21 protein-coding genes and 1 tRNA gene are annotated in these 17,643 nt (G+C 62.0%); 8 read left to right on the forward strand and 14 right to left on the reverse strand.

The genetic code is table 11. From position 1 onward, the window contains the following. Nucleotides 1–8 precede the first annotated feature (8 nt). Nucleotides 9–716, reverse strand: coding sequence for a methyltransferase family protein (locus tag B5E41_RS04675; protein WP_088391466.1), 708 nt, complete (start codon nucleotides 714–716; stop codon nucleotides 9–11). A gap of 215 nt (nucleotides 717–931) precedes the next feature. Further along, the gene (locus B5E41_RS04680) at nucleotides 932–1,333 is read right to left on the reverse strand and encodes a hypothetical protein (RefSeq protein ID WP_064810724.1); all 402 of its coding nucleotides are present in this window, start codon (nucleotides 1,331–1,333) and stop codon (nucleotides 932–934) included. A gap of 311 nt (nucleotides 1,334–1,644) precedes the next feature. Here B5E41_RS04680 and B5E41_RS04685 point away from each other — a divergent pair, with 311 nt between their 5' ends. Continuing rightward, nucleotides 1,645–2,013, forward strand: a complete 369-nt coding sequence (locus tag B5E41_RS04685) for a hypothetical protein (protein WP_088391468.1) — start codon at nucleotides 1,645–1,647, stop codon at nucleotides 2,011–2,013. Nucleotides 2,014–2,033: 20 nt separating this feature from the next. Here B5E41_RS04685 and B5E41_RS04690 read toward each other — a convergent pair whose 3' ends face one another. After that, a complete protein-coding gene (locus B5E41_RS04690) occupies nucleotides 2,034–2,432 on the reverse strand; it encodes an ester cyclase (RefSeq protein ID WP_088391983.1) in 399 nt (132 codons plus the stop codon). Nucleotides 2,433–2,499: 67 nt separating this feature from the next. Then, nucleotides 2,500–3,075 carry a transglutaminase-like cysteine peptidase gene (locus tag B5E41_RS04695; RefSeq protein WP_088391470.1) on the reverse strand — a complete coding sequence of 192 codons (576 nt, stop codon included), beginning with the start codon at nucleotides 3,073–3,075 and terminating at the stop codon, nucleotides 2,500–2,502. Between the two features lie 191 nt (nucleotides 3,076–3,266). Here B5E41_RS04695 and B5E41_RS32090 point away from each other — a divergent pair, with 191 nt between their 5' ends. After that, entirely contained in the window at nucleotides 3,267–4,415 is a 1,149-nt protein-coding gene (locus tag B5E41_RS32090) for a hypothetical protein (protein ID WP_141098742.1), read from the forward strand. 231 nt (nucleotides 4,416–4,646) lie between these two features. Here the strand turns inward: B5E41_RS32090 and B5E41_RS04705 are convergent, their stop codons facing one another. From B5E41_RS04705 to B5E41_RS04715, 3 genes are read right to left on the reverse strand one after another with little or no spacing between them, the layout of a single operon-like run. After that, complete coding sequence (locus B5E41_RS04705) at nucleotides 4,647–5,045, reverse strand: Fur family transcriptional regulator (protein ID WP_011425958.1); 399 nt, start codon at nucleotides 5,043–5,045, stop codon at nucleotides 4,647–4,649. Further along, nucleotides 5,042–5,854 carry a zinc ABC transporter permease subunit ZnuB gene (znuB, locus tag B5E41_RS04710; RefSeq protein ID WP_020921701.1) on the reverse strand — a complete coding sequence of 271 codons (813 nt, stop codon included), beginning with the start codon at nucleotides 5,852–5,854 and terminating at the stop codon, nucleotides 5,042–5,044. The genes B5E41_RS04705 and znuB overlap by 4 nt, the downstream gene beginning before the upstream one ends. After that, on the reverse strand, nucleotides 5,847–6,797 hold the full coding sequence (locus B5E41_RS04715) for an ATP-binding cassette domain-containing protein (protein ID WP_020921702.1): 951 nt from the start codon (nucleotides 6,795–6,797) through the stop codon (nucleotides 5,847–5,849). The genes znuB and B5E41_RS04715 overlap by 8 nt, the downstream gene beginning before the upstream one ends. 101 nt (nucleotides 6,798–6,898) lie before the next feature. Between B5E41_RS04715 and znuA the strand changes: the two genes are divergently transcribed. The 3 genes from znuA (at nucleotide 6,899) to B5E41_RS31600 (ending at nucleotide 9,455) form a co-directional block, all read left to right on the forward strand. Then, the gene (gene znuA / locus B5E41_RS04720; RefSeq protein WP_088391472.1) at nucleotides 6,899–7,963 is read left to right on the forward strand and encodes a zinc ABC transporter substrate-binding protein ZnuA; all 1,065 of its coding nucleotides are present in this window, start codon (nucleotides 6,899–6,901) and stop codon (nucleotides 7,961–7,963) included. A 113-nt stretch (nucleotides 7,964–8,076) separates the two neighbouring features. Next, nucleotides 8,077–9,282 (forward strand): zinc metallochaperone GTPase ZigA, encoded by a 1,206-nt coding sequence (zigA, locus tag B5E41_RS04725; protein ID WP_088391474.1) that lies wholly within the window; start codon nucleotides 8,077–8,079, stop codon nucleotides 9,280–9,282. Beyond that, on the forward strand, nucleotides 9,279–9,455 hold the full coding sequence (locus B5E41_RS31600; protein WP_176439338.1) for a hypothetical protein: 177 nt from the start codon (nucleotides 9,279–9,281) through the stop codon (nucleotides 9,453–9,455). The genes zigA and B5E41_RS31600 overlap by 4 nt, the downstream gene beginning before the upstream one ends. Nucleotides 9,456–9,763: 308 nt before the next feature. Here B5E41_RS31600 and B5E41_RS04735 read toward each other — a convergent pair whose 3' ends face one another. Next, nucleotides 9,764–10,090 carry an RcnB family protein gene (locus B5E41_RS04735; RefSeq protein WP_088391476.1) on the reverse strand — a complete coding sequence of 109 codons (327 nt, stop codon included), beginning with the start codon at nucleotides 10,088–10,090 and terminating at the stop codon, nucleotides 9,764–9,766. A 325-nt stretch (nucleotides 10,091–10,415) separates the two neighbouring features. Between B5E41_RS04735 and B5E41_RS04740 the strand changes: the two genes are divergently transcribed. After that, nucleotides 10,416–10,799, forward strand: coding sequence for a VOC family protein (locus tag B5E41_RS04740; protein ID WP_088391478.1), 384 nt, complete (start codon nucleotides 10,416–10,418; stop codon nucleotides 10,797–10,799). A 93-nt stretch (nucleotides 10,800–10,892) separates the two neighbouring features. After that, complete coding sequence (locus tag B5E41_RS04745; protein WP_088391480.1) at nucleotides 10,893–12,224, forward strand: hemolysin family protein; 1,332 nt, start codon at nucleotides 10,893–10,895, stop codon at nucleotides 12,222–12,224. Here B5E41_RS04745 and chrA read toward each other — a convergent pair whose 3' ends face one another. Both chrA and B5E41_RS04755 read right to left on the reverse strand, forming a co-directional pair. Next, nucleotides 12,225–13,646: a chromate efflux transporter gene (chrA, locus tag B5E41_RS04750; RefSeq protein ID WP_088391482.1), complete on the reverse strand. Its 1,422-nt coding sequence runs from the start codon at nucleotides 13,644–13,646 to the stop codon at nucleotides 12,225–12,227. Nucleotide 13,647: 1 nt separating this feature from the next. Beyond that, complete coding sequence (locus tag B5E41_RS04755) at nucleotides 13,648–14,463, reverse strand: chromate resistance protein ChrB domain-containing protein (protein WP_088391484.1); 816 nt, start codon at nucleotides 14,461–14,463, stop codon at nucleotides 13,648–13,650. A 333-nt stretch (nucleotides 14,464–14,796) separates the two neighbouring features. Between B5E41_RS04755 and B5E41_RS04760 the strand changes: the two genes are divergently transcribed. Beyond that, nucleotides 14,797–15,111: a hypothetical protein gene (locus tag B5E41_RS04760; RefSeq protein ID WP_085778663.1), complete on the forward strand. Its 315-nt coding sequence runs from the start codon at nucleotides 14,797–14,799 to the stop codon at nucleotides 15,109–15,111. Nucleotides 15,112–15,461: 350 nt separating this feature from the next. Here the strand turns inward: B5E41_RS04760 and B5E41_RS04765 are convergent, their stop codons facing one another. The 4 genes from B5E41_RS04765 to B5E41_RS04780 all read right to left on the reverse strand — a co-directional run bounded on the left by B5E41_RS04765 (nucleotide 15,462) and on the right by B5E41_RS04780 (nucleotide 17,493). Beyond that, a complete protein-coding gene (locus B5E41_RS04765) occupies nucleotides 15,462–15,764 on the reverse strand; it encodes a hypothetical protein (RefSeq protein ID WP_085859882.1) in 303 nt (100 codons plus the stop codon). An 89-nt stretch (nucleotides 15,765–15,853) separates the two neighbouring features. Further along, complete coding sequence (locus B5E41_RS04770; RefSeq protein ID WP_088391486.1) at nucleotides 15,854–16,150, reverse strand: hypothetical protein; 297 nt, start codon at nucleotides 16,148–16,150, stop codon at nucleotides 15,854–15,856. A gap of 136 nt (nucleotides 16,151–16,286) precedes the next feature. Further along, a tRNA-Lys gene (locus B5E41_RS04775) sits at nucleotides 16,287–16,362 on the reverse strand. Between the two features lie 219 nt (nucleotides 16,363–16,581). Next, nucleotides 16,582–17,493 (reverse strand): PhzF family phenazine biosynthesis protein, encoded by a 912-nt coding sequence (locus B5E41_RS04780; protein WP_088391488.1) that lies wholly within the window; start codon nucleotides 17,491–17,493, stop codon nucleotides 16,582–16,584. Nucleotides 17,494–17,643: the final 150 nt, after the last annotated feature.

Below are 17,643 nucleotides of genomic sequence, written 5' to 3' on the forward strand. Positions count from 1 at the left end.
GAAACCGCTCACCAAACACCCGGAATCCACCGCCAACGCACCCGTTCCATATACTCCACATATCCTTCAAGCCCTTTGCGCAACTCCGCCTCCTCTCCGAGCGTCCGGCCAAAGAGCACGACGACGAGCAGCCCCACGGGGATCAACGCATAGAGCGACCCGAGTGACAGCGCTGTCCCGGCGGCGAGCAAAATGGCGGTTGCATAGCCGGGGTGGCGGATCACGGCATAGGGCCCACTGTCGATCACCTTGTGGTCGCGGTCGGTCTGGATGCGCACCGTCGGCTCGAAATGCCGGTTGACCGATTGTGCCCAGGTGAGGCCGAGATAGCCCGCGCCCATCACGAGATAACCGAGGACAACGACCCACCAGGGTTGCGGCGCCCAGCGGAAACGGCCGTCGTCGAACGCGCCGACCGGAAGAATGGCAGCAAAGAGAATGATCGTCAGCGTCGCGACCACGGCATCCCAGCGCTTGGTTCCCTTCTGATATCGGCTGCGCGCCGCGAACAACTCCGGATTCGTCCGCGAGATCCAGACGAGCCCGATTGCTGTCAGCGCCAGGAAGAGGCTGAGAAAGATCCAGCCGCGCGGCCAGGCGAACGTGCCGGCGGGCCAGAACAGTGCGGCAACCATCACCGCGATGGTTATCGCGAGCGATCCGAGCGACGGCGCCGCCGCAAACGAGCGACGCAGCTGGCGGTGTTCCTGCGTCATGACCGTTTTCCGCTCCACCGGGCAAGTAAGCGCCTTCTGCTGTCAGCAGCAGCGGCAAAAATTCGACAGTCCCACGCCTGATTTGGGAGGTGAAACGCGCGCAACAACCCGTGGCAAGGCGGCAAATGAAATCGCCCCGATAACAGACGTCATTGTTTCCGCAGTTGCGTGGCCGGACTGCCGTTGCGGCAGTGTTGGATATTATTGAAAAACGCCTATTCGGCCGCTTCCAGAAACTGGTTCTCTCCCGACGAAGCGGCAAGCGCTCGAACCCTGGCTTCGGTCTTGGCGATCAGCTGATAGAACTCGTCCTGCGCTTCGACATCCAGCTGAATGACGGCATTGACGTCATCGGGGGTATCGCAAACACAGGCGACCGCCGAAATGGGACAGATGCCGCCGGGATAACGCTTACCGGTCCCTGTATAGGCGCGACGGCCCCAGCGCTCGGAATAGACTGTTTCCTCCCGATCGAGATGGAGGATCGTGCCTTTACAGGCGGTTACGATGGCCGCCTTGCCGTAAGCGAACCAATGATAGTTCAGCTTCCGGAGAATATATTTGCCAGTGATGTCTTCGCCAGCCAGTTCGGCAGGGTCTTCTATCATTCGGATCATGAGAGCGTCCTCAACATGAGCGCAATATCCGTCATCTCTACTTGCCTCGCAAGTCGAAAAGTGCAGCTTTTGTAGTAGCTTAGTCACAAAGTGTTTCTGATTCTTACATCTTGCATGCGCCAGGCAGCTTGCCGGTCATGCAATCCATTGTCGAATATCCCGCCTTTGCACCTGATTCCGCCTTTTCCAGAGGGCAGCCATGCCGCCTTGCGTTTTCCCGCTGAGGCCCAATATTTGAAATCCTGGATCGGCAATCAGCCGTCGGATGACAGCTCAACTGGTCCGCCGGTTCACACCAGCAGGAGTGCCCCATGGTCGAAGCCGTCAACAGCATCTCCTCCACAGCTGCGTCCGAGCCCACTAAGATCGGCATCAGCACCTCGATCGGCTCGGAACCAGACAATGCCTGGGTTGCCGCCCGCCAGTCGCAGATTACGGCCGATCAGCACCCATCGAACGGAGCTGCGGAGACGAATGGTGCGGGCACTCTCATTCCGCATGCGGATCTGCTCGTCGACGAAGAGGAGCATGGAAAGCGGCATGGGCATGCGCGATCAGGCGAAGGAGAAGAGGCCGGGGAAGCAGCGGAACGGCCGCTCCTGTCCGGTGAAAGCGAGCGGATCGGCACCCGCAATTTCGACGAGGATACGCCTTTCGGCGAGCGCGTCGCCATCCTCTGACAAAGTCCCGCTCCGCCGTGTCACAGCCCGTCCACAAGCTGAGCCTCGATCGCCGCCTTGTCGATGACCGACCAAACCTCGATGATTTTTCCGCCGCGAAATTCGTAGATCACGTTTTCGGTGAAGGACAGGCGCCTGCCGTTCACATCGAACCCGAGAAACTTTCCTTTCGGCGAACAGTCGAAGCCAAGCCGGCAGGCAACGTAAGGCGGATCGATAAGAAGCATCCGCACATTGAAAGAAAGATCGGGAATCAGATCGAAATCCCGCACCAGCATGGCGACGTAGCCCGCAAGCCCAAGCCGCCGGCCATTATGCACCGCATCCTCATCGACGAACTGGCCGAGATCGGGCCAGTCCTGCCGGTTCAGGCAGGCGATGTAGCCTCGGTAGAGATTGGCAAGTTCGGTTTTGGTCACAGACGATTCCTTGCGCGGCTGAAGCATTCGGCAGCGGCAGCGGGCGCGCCGCCTTGCGGTTTTCAGCTCAGGAGAACTCGCCGGCGCGGGGACCGGCAAGCGTCACGCGCCAGCCGGTGCGCGACTGGAAATCCTGGGTGGCCAGAAACGTGTAACCCGTCGTGCGCCAGGGCTTCACGGCGCTGGTCAGATTGTCGAGCACATAATCGCCGCCGGCCGTGCGGGCAATCAGAACGACGTGGTTCTGATCATGCGGTCCGATCACCACGGAAAGCGCCAGCCTGTTCGATGGAAAACCCGCCTCGATCAAGTCCTTCATCTTCTGCAGCGCATAGTCCTCGCAGTCGCCACGGCCGGCAACCGGTAGTGACCAGACATCCCCATTTCCGGATGACGAGCGATCTTCCGCCGAAACGATACGTCCGTTTACGGCACGATTGATCTTTTGAAGAAGCGCTATTCCCGCCTGATCGTTCAGCTCTTGCGCCACCGTCCTGCCGCACAGCCACTTGTACTTGGCGCAGGCCGCAGCGAATCCCACCGGTGCGCCGATGCTTCGCGTCACGGGCAGCGACGATCCCGCAAATGCCTGAAAATGCGGAACGATCACCAAAAATACCGCAAGAGAAAGGAGACGCTTCATGGCCGATTCCCTTTGTTCGTCACGGGAGAATAACACAGCCAGTATAAAAATTTATTAAAATTTTATACTTGCAAATTTAACTGTATTTGGTGATTGAAACAGATTAACCATTGTTTATTCTTCATGTTAATCCCTTGTTAGTATAAATGATCTCCCCATTAACGGTTAATTAACCTTGGGAGACGAGTGAAATGATCAGCAGAGCAGTAAAATTCAGCCTCGCTGTGGCGTCCCTTCTGGCAAGCAGCAGCTTGGCAACGGCAGCCCCCACAGTCGTTAATTGCAAGGCCGCAGTCCGCGGCACCCTCGAATACAGGCTGTGCATGCCCACGCGGGCAATACAGACCGACAGCAAATTCGGTCCGAACGATAAGGATCGCAGCAGCCATGACGCGGGTGGCAAGAAGACATCCAGCGCCAGCTCGCACGCCAGCAATGGCAACGGTGGCGATGACGGGGACAGCAAAGACGTCGGCCAAAATGGCGGCAGCGGTGACCAGGGCGACAGCGGCGGTCAAGGCGGCAGCGGCGATCAAGGCGGCAGCGGCGATCAGGGCGGTAGCGGCGATCAGGGCGGCAGCGGTGACCAGGGCGGCAGCGGTGACCAGGGCGGCAGCGGTAACCAGGGCGGCAGCGGTGACCAGGGCGGCAGCGGCGATCAAGGCGGCAGCGGTGACCAGGGTAGCGGCGATCAGGGCGGCAGTGGTGACCAGGGCGGCAGCGGTGACCAGGGCGGCACCGGCGGCAAGGGTGACAAGGGTGACAAGGGCGGCAAGGGCGGCAAGGGCGACAAGGGCGACAGGGGCGACAAGGGCGGCAAGGGCGACAAGGGCGGCAAGGGCGACAGGGGCGACAAGGGCGGCAAGGGCGACAAGGGCGACAAGGGCGACAAGGGCGACAAGGGCGGCAAGGGCGACAAGGGCGGCAAGGGCGACAAGGGCGGCAAGGGCGGCAAGGGCGAGGAAGATCACGGCCATGGCAAGGGCGGCAACGACGGCACGGGCAACAGCGGCAATGGCGACGCCGGCAAGGGCGGCAACGACGGCGCGAGCAGCGACGGCAACGGCGATGCCGGCAAGAGCGGCAACGACGGCGCGAGCAGCGGCGGCAATGGCGATGCCGGCAAGAGCGGCAACGACGGCGCGGGCAGCAGCGGCCATGACGGCGCCGGCAAGGGCGGCAACGACGGTGCGGGCAGCAGCGGCAATAATGGTGCCGGCAAGGGCAGCAACGACGGCGCGGGCAGCAGCGGCAATGACGGCGCCGGCAAGGGCAGCAACGACGGCGCGGGCAGCAGCAGCAATGACGGCGCCGGCAAGGGCGGTTCCGGCAAAAACTGATCGGAACGATTGAGGCGGTTTGTCCGCGCCACTCGGCTGGCCGGCAGCGGGCGAACCCCTCTTTCCTGATGCTCGCGCTTGTCGCGAGCATCTCCGTACGGTCGACGCGAGGCAGATCCTCGAAGCTAGCGCGAGGATGACTCGGACGGAAAAAGGTGGTCAACAAGTGGAGGGCCGGTTTGCCGGCCCTATCTTTTTGATCGCCCTATCGTTGGCAACGGAACGGTTTCTTTACGCCGCGCAGGCCTCGCACAATCCGCGGATCTCGATCGTGGTCTTCTCGGGCTTGAAATTCTGTCCGCGCACCCAGCCCATCAGCCGGTGGTCGACCTCGTGGTCGTGGAATTCCATCACCTGGCCGCAGCTTTCGCAGATGGCAAAGGCGACGATGCCGTGGCTGTGGCAATTGTCGCCCGGATGGGCGCAGGCGACGAAGGAATTGATGCTTTCGAGCCGGTGCACGACGCCATATTCGAGCAGTTTCTCCAGCGCCCGGTAGACCTGCAGCGGCGCGCGAAAACCATGGTCGCGCAGCTTGTCGAGGATGGTATAGGCGCTGAGCGGCCCCTCGGCCTTCTCAAGCACCTCGAAGACCAGCGACTGGTTCTTTGTGAGTTGCGGTGTTGTCATGAGCCTTGTCCTTGCGCGAGCGCGCGGCGCCTGACGGGAAGCAGGCTGAGAATGAAGAGGATCAGCGCCGCGACGACGATTGAGGGGCCGGACGGCGTGTCGTAGGTCAGCGAGCCGAACAGCCCGCCGACGACGGCGGCCGCTCCGATCAGCGAGGCGAGCACAGCCATGATTTCCGGCGTGACCGAGAAGCGCCGTGCGGCCGCCGCCGGAATGATCAGCAGCGAAGTGATCAGCATGATGCCGACGATCTTCATGGCAATGGCAATGACGACGGCCATCAGCAGCATGAAGAACAGCCGCGCCCGCTCGGGTCTCAGCCCCTCGGCCTCGGCAAGCTCGGCATTGACGGTGGCAGCCAAGAGCGGGCGCCACAGCCAGGCGATCGCCGCCAGCACGAACAGCCCGCCGCCCCAGATCAGCGCAATATCGGTGGTGGACACGGCCAGGATATCGCCGAACAGGAATGCGATGAGATCAATCCTGACCCAGCTCATGAAGGCGACCATGACCAGGCCGATCGCGAGCGTCGCATGCGAGAGGATGCCGAGCAGCGCATCGGCCGACAGCGCCTGGCGCTTCTGCAGGAAGAGCAGCAGCACCGAGACGAGTGCGGCGACGGCGAAGACCGCCAGCGTCAGGTTGAGTTCGAACAGCAGCGACAATGCGACCCCGAGCAGCGCCGAATGGGCGATCGTATCGCCGAAATAGGCCATGCGCCGCCAGATGATGAAGCAGCCGAGCGGCCCGGTCGTCAGCGCCAGCCCGACGCCGGCAAGGATGGCGCGCACGAAGAAATCGTCAAGCATGGCGGCCCTCCCCGCTGCGGGAATGGGCGTGTTCATGAGCATGATCGTGCCCATGATGATCGTCATGAGCGTGCGCATGCGCATGCCCATGATCTTGGCCATGTGCATGCTCATGGGAATCATGAGCGTGCTCATGCGGGTGATGTCCATCTTCGGGATGGCAATGATCCGTTACGGAGCCGTCCGCATGCAGCACGCGGCCATCCGGCAGGTGCGTATGATCGTGGTGATGGCTGTAGACGGCGAGCGTCTGGGCCGCCCGGCTGCCGAACAGGCGTACATACTCCGGGCTGCGGCTGACGGCCTCGGGCGTGCCGCGGCAGCAGACATGGCCGTTGAGGCAGATCACCGTATCGGTCTCGGCCATGACGACATGGAGGTCGTGCGAGATGAGCAGGATGCCGCAGCCGCTGGCGTTGCGGATCGATTTGATCAGATCGTAAAGCGCGATCTCGCCGGAGAAATCCACTCCCTGCACCGGCTCGTCAAGCACCAGCAGGTCAGGCTTGCGGGCGATCGCCCGCGCCATCAGCGCCCGCTGGAACTCTCCGCCGGAAAGGTGCTGCACCTCGGCGCCGATCATATGGGCAATGCCGGCGGCTTCGAGCGCCGCCTGCATATCGCGATCCGGCAGCGGCCCGGTCAGCGTCATCAGCCGGCGCACCGTCAGCGGCAGCGTCCAGTCGATCGAAAGCTTCTGCGGGACATAGCCGACCTTGAGGCCGGAGAGGCGCTCGACCCTTCCCTCGTCGGGCTTCAGCACGCCGATCGCCGCCTTGGCGCTCGTCGATTTGCCCGAGCCGTTCGGACCGATCAGCGTGACGATCTCGCCGCGCGAAACGGAAAATTCGACGCCGCGCACCAGCCAGCGGCCGCCGCGCAGAACGCCGACGTCTTCGAGCGAAACCAGCCGTTCGCCCTTGGTATTTGCGGGAGAGAGCATCAAATTTTCCGAAAGCGCTGTTGCATCCTGCTATTGCACACGTTATAGCATAACGCAATTGATGTAATAACATAACGCTTACAATTCAAGCGGAGCATATGATGAAACGCGCCTTGGGGCCCACCCTGCACAGCCTGGCCCTCAGAATTCCGGCTACCCTCGCCATCCCGGCCCTTGCGATACCCGCCTTGCTCTTTGCCGGCACGATGCAGGCAGCCGATGCGCCCGTCGTCGTCACCTCGATCAAGCCGATCCATTCGCTGGTTGCGGCAATTATGCAGGGCGTGGGCGAGCCGGAGCTGATCGTCGATGGCGCCTCTTCTCCGCACACCTACAGCATGAAGCCTTCGAACGCGCGGTCGCTACAGGAGGCCAAGGTCATCTTTTGGGTTGGCCCGAACCTGGAGGCTTTTCTCGAAAAGCCGCTCGAAGCTTTGGGCTCGAACGCCAGCGTCGTCGAACTCGACAATGCGCCAGGCCTGACCAAGCTGCCCTTCCGCGAAGGCGGCGCCTTCGAGCCACATGACGACGGGGACCATGAAAATGCCTCCGGAGATGACCATGGTCACGATCATGCGGCTGAGCCCGGACATGACGATGGCCACGCGCATGATGAGGATCATGAAGAACATGAGCACGGCCATGGCGCCTTCGATACGCATCTCTGGCTCGATCCCATGAATGCGAAGGCGATGGCCACTGTCATCACGACCACGCTGGTCGCCGCCGATCCCGCCAATGCGCTGACCTATCAGGCCAATGCTGAGGCGCTTGATGACAAGCTGACGGCGCTGGACAAGGAGATCGCTAACACCGTTGCGCCCATCAAGGACAAGCCCTTCGTCGTCTTCCACGACGCATACCAGTATTTCGAGCACCGCTACGGCATCCGCGTCGCCGGTTCGATCACTGTCAGCCCGGAAACCATTCCCGGCGCCGAGCGCGTCTCGGAAATCCACCGCAAGGTCGGAGAACTCGGCGCAACCTGCGTCTTTGCCGAGCCGCAATTCGAGCCGCGCCTCGTCAAGGTCGTCATCCAGGGCACGAGCGCCAAATCAGGCGTGCTCGACCCGGAAGCGGCGACGCTCAAGGCCGGCCCCGATCTCTACTTCACCCTCATGCGCGGCATTGCCGATAGCCTGAAGGGCTGCCTTTCCAGCGCATGATCGTCATGCGACGCCCTGGAAAGAGCTGAGGCGGAAAGAGGCGGATGACCCCGTTCCGCCTTTTTTCGGCATCAATTATGTAATGATATAACATTAATATCAATGAGGTTCCCATGGACAACAGACTTCCGGTCACGGTGCTCTCCGGCTTTCTCGGCGCCGGCAAGACGACGCTGCTCAACCATGTGCTCGCCAATCGCGAGGGCTTGCGTGTCGCCGTCATCGTCAACGACATGAGCGAGGTCAATATCGACGCCGCACTGGTGCGCGATGGCGGCGCCAATCTCTCGCGCACCGAGGAAGAGTTGGTCGAGATGAGCAACGGCTGCATCTGCTGCACGCTGCGCGACGACCTGTTGAAGGCGGTGCGCGATCTCGCCGATCAGGGCCGCTTCGATTACCTGCTGATCGAATCCACAGGCATCGCCGAGCCCCTGCCCGTCGCCACCACCTTCGAATTCCGCGACGAGAGTGGTCAGAGCCTTTCCGACGTCGCAAGGCTGGACACGATGGTGACCGTGGTCGACGCCGCCAATCTGCTCGCCGATTACGCCTCGGCCGATTTTCTCGCCGACCGCGGCGAAACCGCAGGCGACGGCGACAACAGGACGATCGTCGACCTGCTGGTCGAGCAGATCGAATTTGCCGATGTCGTGGTGCTGAACAAGATCGCCACGGCAAGCGAGGAACAGCGCGACGCCGCGCGCAAGATCATCGTCGGCCTCAATCCGGATGCCAAACTGATCGAGGCGGATTTCGGCAAGGTTGCGCTGAAGGAGGTGCTCGGCACCGGCCGTTTCGACATCGGGAGGGCCGAGACTCATCCGCTCTGGTACAAGGAACTGCACGGCTTCAGGGATCACGTGCCGGAGACCGAAGAATATGGCATTCGCTCCTTCGTCTATCGCGAGAAGCGGCCCTTCCATCCGGCAAAATTGCAGGCCTTTCTCGACAGGACATGGCCGGGCGTGGTGCGCGCCAAGGGCTTCTTCTGGCTGGCGACGCGGCCACACCATGTCGGCGAGGTCAGCCAGGCCGGCGCGATCGTGCGCACCGGCAAGATGGGCCTCTGGTGGGCGGCCGTGCCACGCGAGCAATGGCCCGAGGAGCCAGGCTTCCTCCGTGCCATCGGCCCCTATCTCGACCCTGTCTGGGGCGACCGCCGCCAGGAAATCGTCTTCATCGGCGCCGACCCGATGGACGAGGCTTGGATCAGGAGCGAACTCGACGCCTGTCTGGTGCAAAGCGATGCGTTCACACCCGAACACTGGCGCAACCTGCCCGACCCCTTCACCAGTTGGAGCCGGCAGGCGGCATGAAGGCGACAGCGATCAAACGCTATCGCTGCGTCTGCGAGGAATGCGATCCATTGCCGCCGATCGAGGGGCTGCATCCGTTGACGCATGACGTTGTCGATGAGACGCTGCGAAAAGCCAGGGGATTGCTCAGGGTCATCGCGGAGCAGATAGTGCCGTTGCGCCGGCGGGGATGATGTGGGAGACATGGACAAAGGTCGGTGTGTTTGGCACCCCCCCTCTGCCCTGCCGGGCATCTCCCCCACAAGTGGGGAGATCGACTGGACGTAACTGCTTCCCCAAACAATTAACGTGGCGGTCGACGAAACCGTAGATAGGCAGGAAGGCCAAGCTTCTTGCCAATCTCCACCGTTGTGGGAGAGATGGCCGGCAGGCCAGAGGGGGGGTGCCACACGGCACGCCCTCTCCTCGCTCATTCTATTTGGGAGGCGGGGGCCACCAAACCCCATCCTCAAGACCGAAAAGGCGGCCGAAGCCGCGCCAATCAGCGTCCGACGACAATACTGGAGATCACCCCGCTGGTAACGCCGATCAGCAGGAAATCGTTGTCGGCGCGGACCCAGCGATAGCCGCGGGGCGGGGGCGCCAGGCGGTAGCGGCGGTAGTCGTTGACGTCGCGAAAATGGCGACGTTCGCGGGCATTGACTCGATATCCCTTCTTCCAATGCGGCCGCACGACGGTCTTCTTGACGATCACCTTCTTCTGGACGACGACAGGCGGGCGACGCAAATCATCCGCGCTGGCTTGGGAGGCGATGATCGGCGAGAGAAGGAAGGAAGCGGAAAGAAGGGCTGCGAAGAGCTTTTTCATGTGGGGTTCCTCATGTTGGGCACAGGAGCAAACTAGGCCCGAAAAGATGAACCGAAACTGAAACTTAAATTAAACTTCGGTAATGGAATCCGATGGCTGCGGGGTAAAACTAATATTTTAGTTTAATATTATATATCCCCGGTGAGCGGCCGTTGTCCCCGACAGGACGCAATCGACGCATAGTCCGGAAGATCGGATTCGATTTTCTGCGGAATTGGGCGCAGATTCAAATAACGGAGCGTTGCTCTGCGCCTTCGATCGAGCGCCTGGCGCCGTTGGACCCGCCGCACGGGATCGCTCGACTTAAGAGATGATGGAGGAAATCATGCCCGGCATCAGTGTGCGTTATATTGTTGACGACGTCGACGCCGCATTGGAATTCTACACGCGGCATCTCGGCTTTTCGGTCGCGCTTCACCCGGCCCCGAGCTTCGCCATTCTGACAAGGGCCGGTTTTCGTCTGCTCGTCAGCGGCACGACCGGACCGGGCGGCGCCTCCCAGGCAATGCCCGACGGACGAAAGCCGGAGCCCGGCGGATGGAACCGCATCCAGATCGAAGTCGCCGACCTCGAAGCTGAAGTCACCAAGCTGCGCCAGGCGGGCGCACATTTTCGCAACGACATAGTCCAGGGCATCGGCGGCAAGCAGATCCTGCTGGAAGACCCGGCCGGAAACCCTGTCGAGCTCTTCGAAGCGCCGAAGCGATAAGCGCCGCGGGATCGCAAGAATGGCGGCCGCGCCTTGCCAGCTCTGTGCGAGCGTGTAGTTTCGGACTCGCATCAATTCAGGGGTAAGCAAAATATGTCCGAATCCGCGGGCGGGCTCTTCGACTTTGTCGGGATACTAGCCGTGTTCTTTCTCGTCGCTGCCAATGGCTTCTTCGTCGCCGCCGAATTCGCACTGGTTTCGATGAGGCGCAGCCGTGTTGCCGAGCTTGTCGCGGCCGGTCGCATGAATGCCTCCGCTCTCCAGCGCGCCATCGACAATCTCGACGCCAATCTCGCCGCCACCCAGCTCGGCATCACCATCTCGTCGCTGGCTCTGGGCTGGGTTGGCGAGCCGGCACTCGCCCATCTGATCGAACCGTTGCTCTCGTGGCTGCCTGAGCCATGGGTAACGACCGGCGCCCATACCGTCGCCATCGTCATCGCTTTCGTCATCATCACGGCGCTGCATATCGTGCTCGGCGAGCTCGCGCCTAAAAGCCTGGCGCTGCAGCGCAGCGAGGCCACCTCGCTTGCGGTCGTGCGTCCCCTCGGCCTCTTCCTGCTATTGTTCAAGCCGGCGATCTTCACCTTGAACGGTATGGGCAACCTCGTGCTGCGGGCGGTCGGCCTTCGCGCCGGAACTGGAGAATCCTCGTTCCACTCGCCGCAGGAGTTGAAGTTGCTGGTCGCCGAGAGCCAGGAGGCCGGTCTTCTGAACCAGGTGCAGCAGCAGCTCGTCGAGCGGGTATTCAACATCGGCGACCGGCCGATCTCCGACATCATGACCCCGCGTCTCGACATCGAATGGTTCGATGCCGACGACAGCGAGGCGGAGATTCTGAAGACGATCCGAGAATGCAGCCATGAGCAGTTGCTGGTCGCGCGCGGCTCGATCGACGAGCCGATCGGCATGGTGTTGAAGAAGGATCTTCTCGATCAGGTTCTCGACGGCGGCAAGGTCAGGCCGCTGGAGGTGATCAAGCAGCCCCTGGTGCTGCATGAGGGTAGCAAGGTCGTGCGCGTCATCGACAGCTTCAAGGCGTCGCCCGTGCGCCTCGCCATCGTCGTCGACGAATATGGTAGCCTCGAGGGTATTGTCACCCAGACCGACCTGCTCGAGGCCATCGCCGGCGATCTGCCGGGCGCCGACGAGGAGCCCGACATCGTCGTACGGGAAGACGGTTCGCTGCTGATCGACGCCATGATGCCGGCCTTCGACGCCTTCGAACGACTGGGCCTCAAGGATCGCCCCGACGCCGATTTCCATACGCTGGCGGGCTTCGCGCTGCATCAGCTCCAGCATATCCCGGAAGCCGGCGAAACCTTCCTTTTCGAAGACTGGCGCTTCGAGGTGCTCGACATGGATGGCATGCGCATCGACAAGATGCTCGCAACCCGCATTCCCGCCGAGGGAGCAGAGGCCTGATCAATTCATCGCCAGCGTCCAGAGCATGCCTGCGATCGCACACCCGAAGAGCGTCGCAATAACTGAGGTCTTGAAGCGGAAGAGCGCGATGGCGGCAGCGACGGAGAGCGCGATTGCCGCCGGTACGGCAGATTGCAGCTCAGGAATATCGAGCCGCAGGTTTCCGAAACTGACCTGCGCGACTTCGGCAAACAGCGTGTGCAGCCCGAACCAAATGGCGAGGTTGAGTATGACCCCGACCACCGCCGCCGTGATCGCCGACATTGCCCCGGCAAGCGCCACATTGCCGCGCAGCTTTTCGATGAAGGGCGCACCAAGGAAGATCCAGAGGAAACAGGGCACGAAGGTTACCCAGGTCGTCAGGATCGCGGCAAGGGTGGCGGCAAGCATCGGATCGAGCGAGCCGGGATTGCGAAAGGCGGCCATGAAGCCGACGAACTGGAGCACCATGATCAGCGGCCCCGGCGTGGTCTCGGCCATGCCGAGACCGTCCAGCATCTCGCCGGGTTTCAGCCAGCCGAAATGCTGCACGGCCTGCTGCGCGACGTAGGCGAGCGCGGCATAGGCGCCACCGAAGGTGACGACCGCCATCTTGCTGAAGAAGAGGCCGATCTGGCTGAAGACGTCACCTGGTCCGAAGAACGCGTAAAGGACGGCGACCGGCACCAGCCAGAGCGCGAGCAGTATAGCCGATATGCGCAGTGACCAGGCGAGGTTGGCGCGCGCATGCGCCGGAATGCCCTCGCCCAGCGCCGATTCGGCATCCGACAGCACCGCGCCGCTTGCGGCCCTGTGGCCGCCGCCCGCCTTGAAGGCGTCGAGGCCGAGCCTGCCGCCGAAGAAGCCGATGATGCCCGCGGCCAGCACAATCAGCGGGAACGGCACGTGGAAGAAGAAGATGGCGACGAAGGCCGCGGCCGCGACGGCAAGCATGACGCGGTTTCTCAGCGCCCGGCTGCCGATACGGATGACGGCCTGCACGACGACGGCCAGGACGGCCGCCTTCAGCCCGAAGAACAGGCCGGCCACGATGCCGATGCTGCCATAGGCCGCGTAGATATAGCTAAGGCCGAGGATCGACAGGAAGCCCGGCAACACGAAGAGCACGCCGGCGACGAGACCGCCCAATGTGCGATGCATCAGCCAGCCGATATAGACGGCGAGCTGCTGCGCCTCGGGCCCAGGAAGCAGCATGCAATAATTCAGGGCATGCAGGAAGCGGTGCTCGCCGACCCATCGCTTCTCGTCGACGATGATGCGGTGCATGACGGCGATCTGGCCGGCCGGGCCGCCGAAGCTCAAGGCAGCGACACGCAGCCACACCCGGAAGGCCTCCCCGAACGAAACGCCGTGGTGATGCGCCTCGCCCGCATCCTTCTTGCCCGCCTGTACGGCGGGCGCATTCTCCGTCATATCGACCATCTCATGCCCTCTTTTTTGGCGCGGGCCAGTTGTGGGTCTCTTCGGTCGCATCGCGGCACCAGCGGAAGAAGGCATCGTAGAGAAGCATTCCGGCCTCGAGCTGCTCCAGATCGTCGGAATACATTCTGGAGAGGCCGAGCGAGGCGGCAAGCAGACCGGACGCCTCGGGGGCGAGATCCAGCCTGGCTGTATCCGCCGCCCTGACGATCTGCGCCAGCCGCAACAGCGGTTCGGATGCCAACCCGAACTCCTCGACCATCACGTCGAAGGTGCAGAGCTCTCCGCGATGGCTCCAGAACACGTCCTCGATATCGAAGGGCGCAGCCCCGAAGCGCTCGCCGACCGAGACAACCTCAGGGGCCGGCACGAACAGGAAGACGGCATTCGGATCGATGAAGCGCCGGATCAGCCAGGGACAAGCGATGCGGTCGATTTTCGGCCGCGCCCTGGTCACCCAGACGGTGCGCCCCTGCGCGTCATGGCGCGGCAGCTTCGCCTCGGGCACCGCTGGTCCGGCCGCGGCCCAGGCTTCGAAGCCGCCTGCGAGGCTTTCCGCCTCAATTCCCGCATGCCTGAGATAGGCGGCGACACCATGGCTGAGCTTGGCTCCCCTGTGGCAGACCACGACGACGGCATCGGCATCGATGCTATCGGCCCAGGACGCAACCTCGGCGTGATCGCGCCGGATCGAGCCCGGCACCAGGCGCGGATCAAGCGCGAAATCCTCGTCCGTGCGGACGTCGATGACGCAGGGCGCCCCGGGAGTGCCGATGAGGCGGCTGAGCTTGTCGGGAGATATTTCCAGAAATGACGGCATGACGCGTCCCTCCGTTGATCGGTTTTACCGGACGCGATTCTTCGGCATGTCGCCTCGTGGGGTGATCGCAACCCCAGACCCAAAGCATTGGCAAAGACACCCCGTCCTGTCAAGGACGAGACTTACGCTGCGGTTATGTCCGTCTATACGGCGGCTGTGCCGTGCGTATGACAGCCAGCGATCTCCTCACGCTTCCCCCCCCCGCAATTGTTTCGCCTGCCGCTCAAGAAGCCACTCAGCCCAAAAACCCCGCCAATACAAATGCTTCGGCCCCAGAGTGGAACAAAAGTCCCACTCATCCATTTCTTCCTCACCGAAAGAGGAGAAAGTACCATGACGTACGACCCCAATAATGCCAACGATCCGAACCGCCCGCTGAACCCGAACCTGGACCTGCGCACGACGCCGCCGGCGCGCAGCAGCAATACGTGGGTTGTTTGGGTTGCTGCATTGGCCGTGATCGCTGTTGCTGCATTCGCCTATTCGCAGTGGAGCAGCACATCTCCCGGTACTTCGCCGGATACGACAGCCTCCACGACCCAGTCCGAGCCGGCGCCGGCAAAACCGATCGCTCCGACCGACAACAGCGCAACGCCTGCTCCGGCACCTGCACCGGCCACCCCGCCGGCCGCTCCTGCCCAGCAGTAACCGCTCCGGTCGTAAGAGCCGCGCTAGATGCCTCCTTGGCGTATCCGGCAGGACACGCCAAGGAGGATCTATGCGTCGAATAGGGTATGGTCCGTGGGCGACCCCAACCTCAGAGTGACGCACCGGCCCCGGCTTCTTTTCTACGGCCGGCCCTTGAATAAGCGCAATCGGCACTTACTTAGAGATTATGGAATTTGTCTCTGACGGCTGACCACGGATGTACTGGCAGCCGTCATTGAGACAGATCGAGGAAGGTCGGTGCGAGTTTCGCCCGGCCTTTTTTCTTGGCCTATTGGGGAAGACCGAGCGCTTTCACGGTCCCCGCCTGAAGCGTAACCTGCAGCCCGATATTAGTTGGGAATCCTGTTGTAGAAGGATTGCGGATCGTACACGCACTCATAGTCGAGAACGCACATCTTCCCGTCCCCATCCCTCACCGTTGCGGTGTCGTACTTGTCACCCAGATTGCATCGGGCCGGGGGATAACGGAAGCTACGACCGCCGATGCCCATACGCACGAAAACGGCTTTGTCCTTGCGGATGATTTGCGCAAGCTCCTTGCAGCTGTGATCCCTGGCATTGACCTCTACCGCCTCGACGGCAAGGGCTGCGGACGGAAACAACAGGGCGAAGGCCAAAAGGACGCTTTTCATGGGAACTCCTGGATGCGAGAGCGTGATGGCGGCAAAAAAACGAGAGCGGTTTCGGATGATATCCCACGCAACTGAAAACGAATTCTGATTCAGGGAAAGTTATAGGGCGACGCCGGGTCGAACACGCAGGCATAGTCCAGAACGCAAGCCCTCCCTTTGGCATCGCGAACGCTTGTGGTGCTGCGCTTGTCGCCCATGCCGCACTGCGCCGGCGGATAGCGGAAGCTGCGGCCGCCGAGGCCGACAGGGACAAAGACCTTCTTGTTCTGCCGGATGATCTGCGCAAGCTCGCTGCAGCTGTGGTCCCCCGCTCTGACCTCCATTGCGCTGGCGGCAAAGACAGGCAGCGGCAAGGATAAAGCCACGACGAATATGACGGTTCTCATGGACCCCTCTCGTTAACCAGAGAGAGATAGGGTGCGCAGGTCGACACAGCCAGTCATGCGGCCGAGCCGAAACATGCTGTCCGCCTCGAAGCGAGACCATGCGCTGACGCAATTCAATCAATCTTATCAAGAGATTTGGTGGGTGATGTAGGGCTCGAACCTACGACCCGCTGATTAAGAGTCAGCTGCTCTACCAACTGAGCTAATCACCCGTTCGCGCTTGGCTGCGCGGTGTGACGGGGCGTATAAACAGGATCGGCAGGCTTGTCCAGCGCATCAGCGAAAATTCTTTGGTTAATCTCAAAGATTTTTCCGCAGCGCCGAAATGCGACGCATAATCCTGGAAATCGGAATCGATCTTCGAGAGGGATGATGCGCCAATTCAAGGTGATAGAGCATCCCGCCTGCCGGAGCGCAGCGCTCGCATAAACTCAAAGGTCGAGTGTGCCGCTCGCCAGCCGCACCGCCTGGCCGCCGATCCGCGCGTTGGAAATCGTCCCGCCCTCAACATCGATATGCAGGTGGATGAAGGATGGACGGCCCATCTCGACGCCCTGCTCGATCGTGATCGGGTGGTGCCCGTCCGTCAGCCGGTCAAAATGGCGGATTGCGCCGGAGAGCGCCGCCGCCGCCGCGCCGGTGGCCGGATCCTCGACGATGCCCATACCGCTGGCGAACATGCGCGCATGGAACTTCGCCACGTGATTGACGCCGCCGCGGCAATAGACATAGGCCGAGGCAAGCGCGCCATCGGCGAAGGGCACGATCTTTTCCCAAAGCTGCGGATCGAATTCCACCCGCTGCGCCGTGCCGACATCGTGCACCGGAATGAGCAGAAACGGAACACCCGCGCTCCAGACCGAGGGAACGTGATTTTCGAAGCCGATTTCGGTGACCTTCAACGACAGCGCATCGGCAATACCGAGCTTGTCGAGCGGCATGACGGCCTGCTGCGATTTGCGTGGCAGGTCAAATTCGGCAAAGCTCGCCTCACCCTCCCTCACCCGCACGGCGCAACGCACCGGCCCGACATTTTCCTCGAGCACCATGACGAGATCGAGCGCCGCTGCGCCGTGAGCCCGCTCGGCCAACGCCACCGCCGTGCCGACAGTGGGATGACCGGCAAAGGGCAGCTCACGGCCCGGCGTGAAGATTCTGAGCTTCGCCGCGTAGGCTGGATTGGTCGAAGGCTGCACGAAAACCGTCTCGGAGAGATTGATCTCTCGGGTGATCGCCTGCATCGCCTCGTCGCTGAGATTGTCGCCGTCGAAAACCACCGCCAGCGGGTTGCCCGCAAGCTTTCGATCGGTGAACACGTCATAGACGCTGTAGCTTCGCGCCACATCGGCCTCCTTGAATCGATCGTCGCGCCGCCAACCTGCCCGACCATGCGACCGAGTGCAAGGCGCTAACTCGGGTAAGAACCACCCGTCTCCGGCACGAGACGTCGGCACTCGGCAATTTGCACGGGATCGTTAATGAAAATCGATTTT

The sequence above is a fragment of the Rhizobium esperanzae genome, assembly GCF_002204185.1.
GTDB classification, from domain to species: Bacteria; Pseudomonadota; Alphaproteobacteria; order Rhizobiales; family Rhizobiaceae; genus Rhizobium; species Rhizobium esperanzae.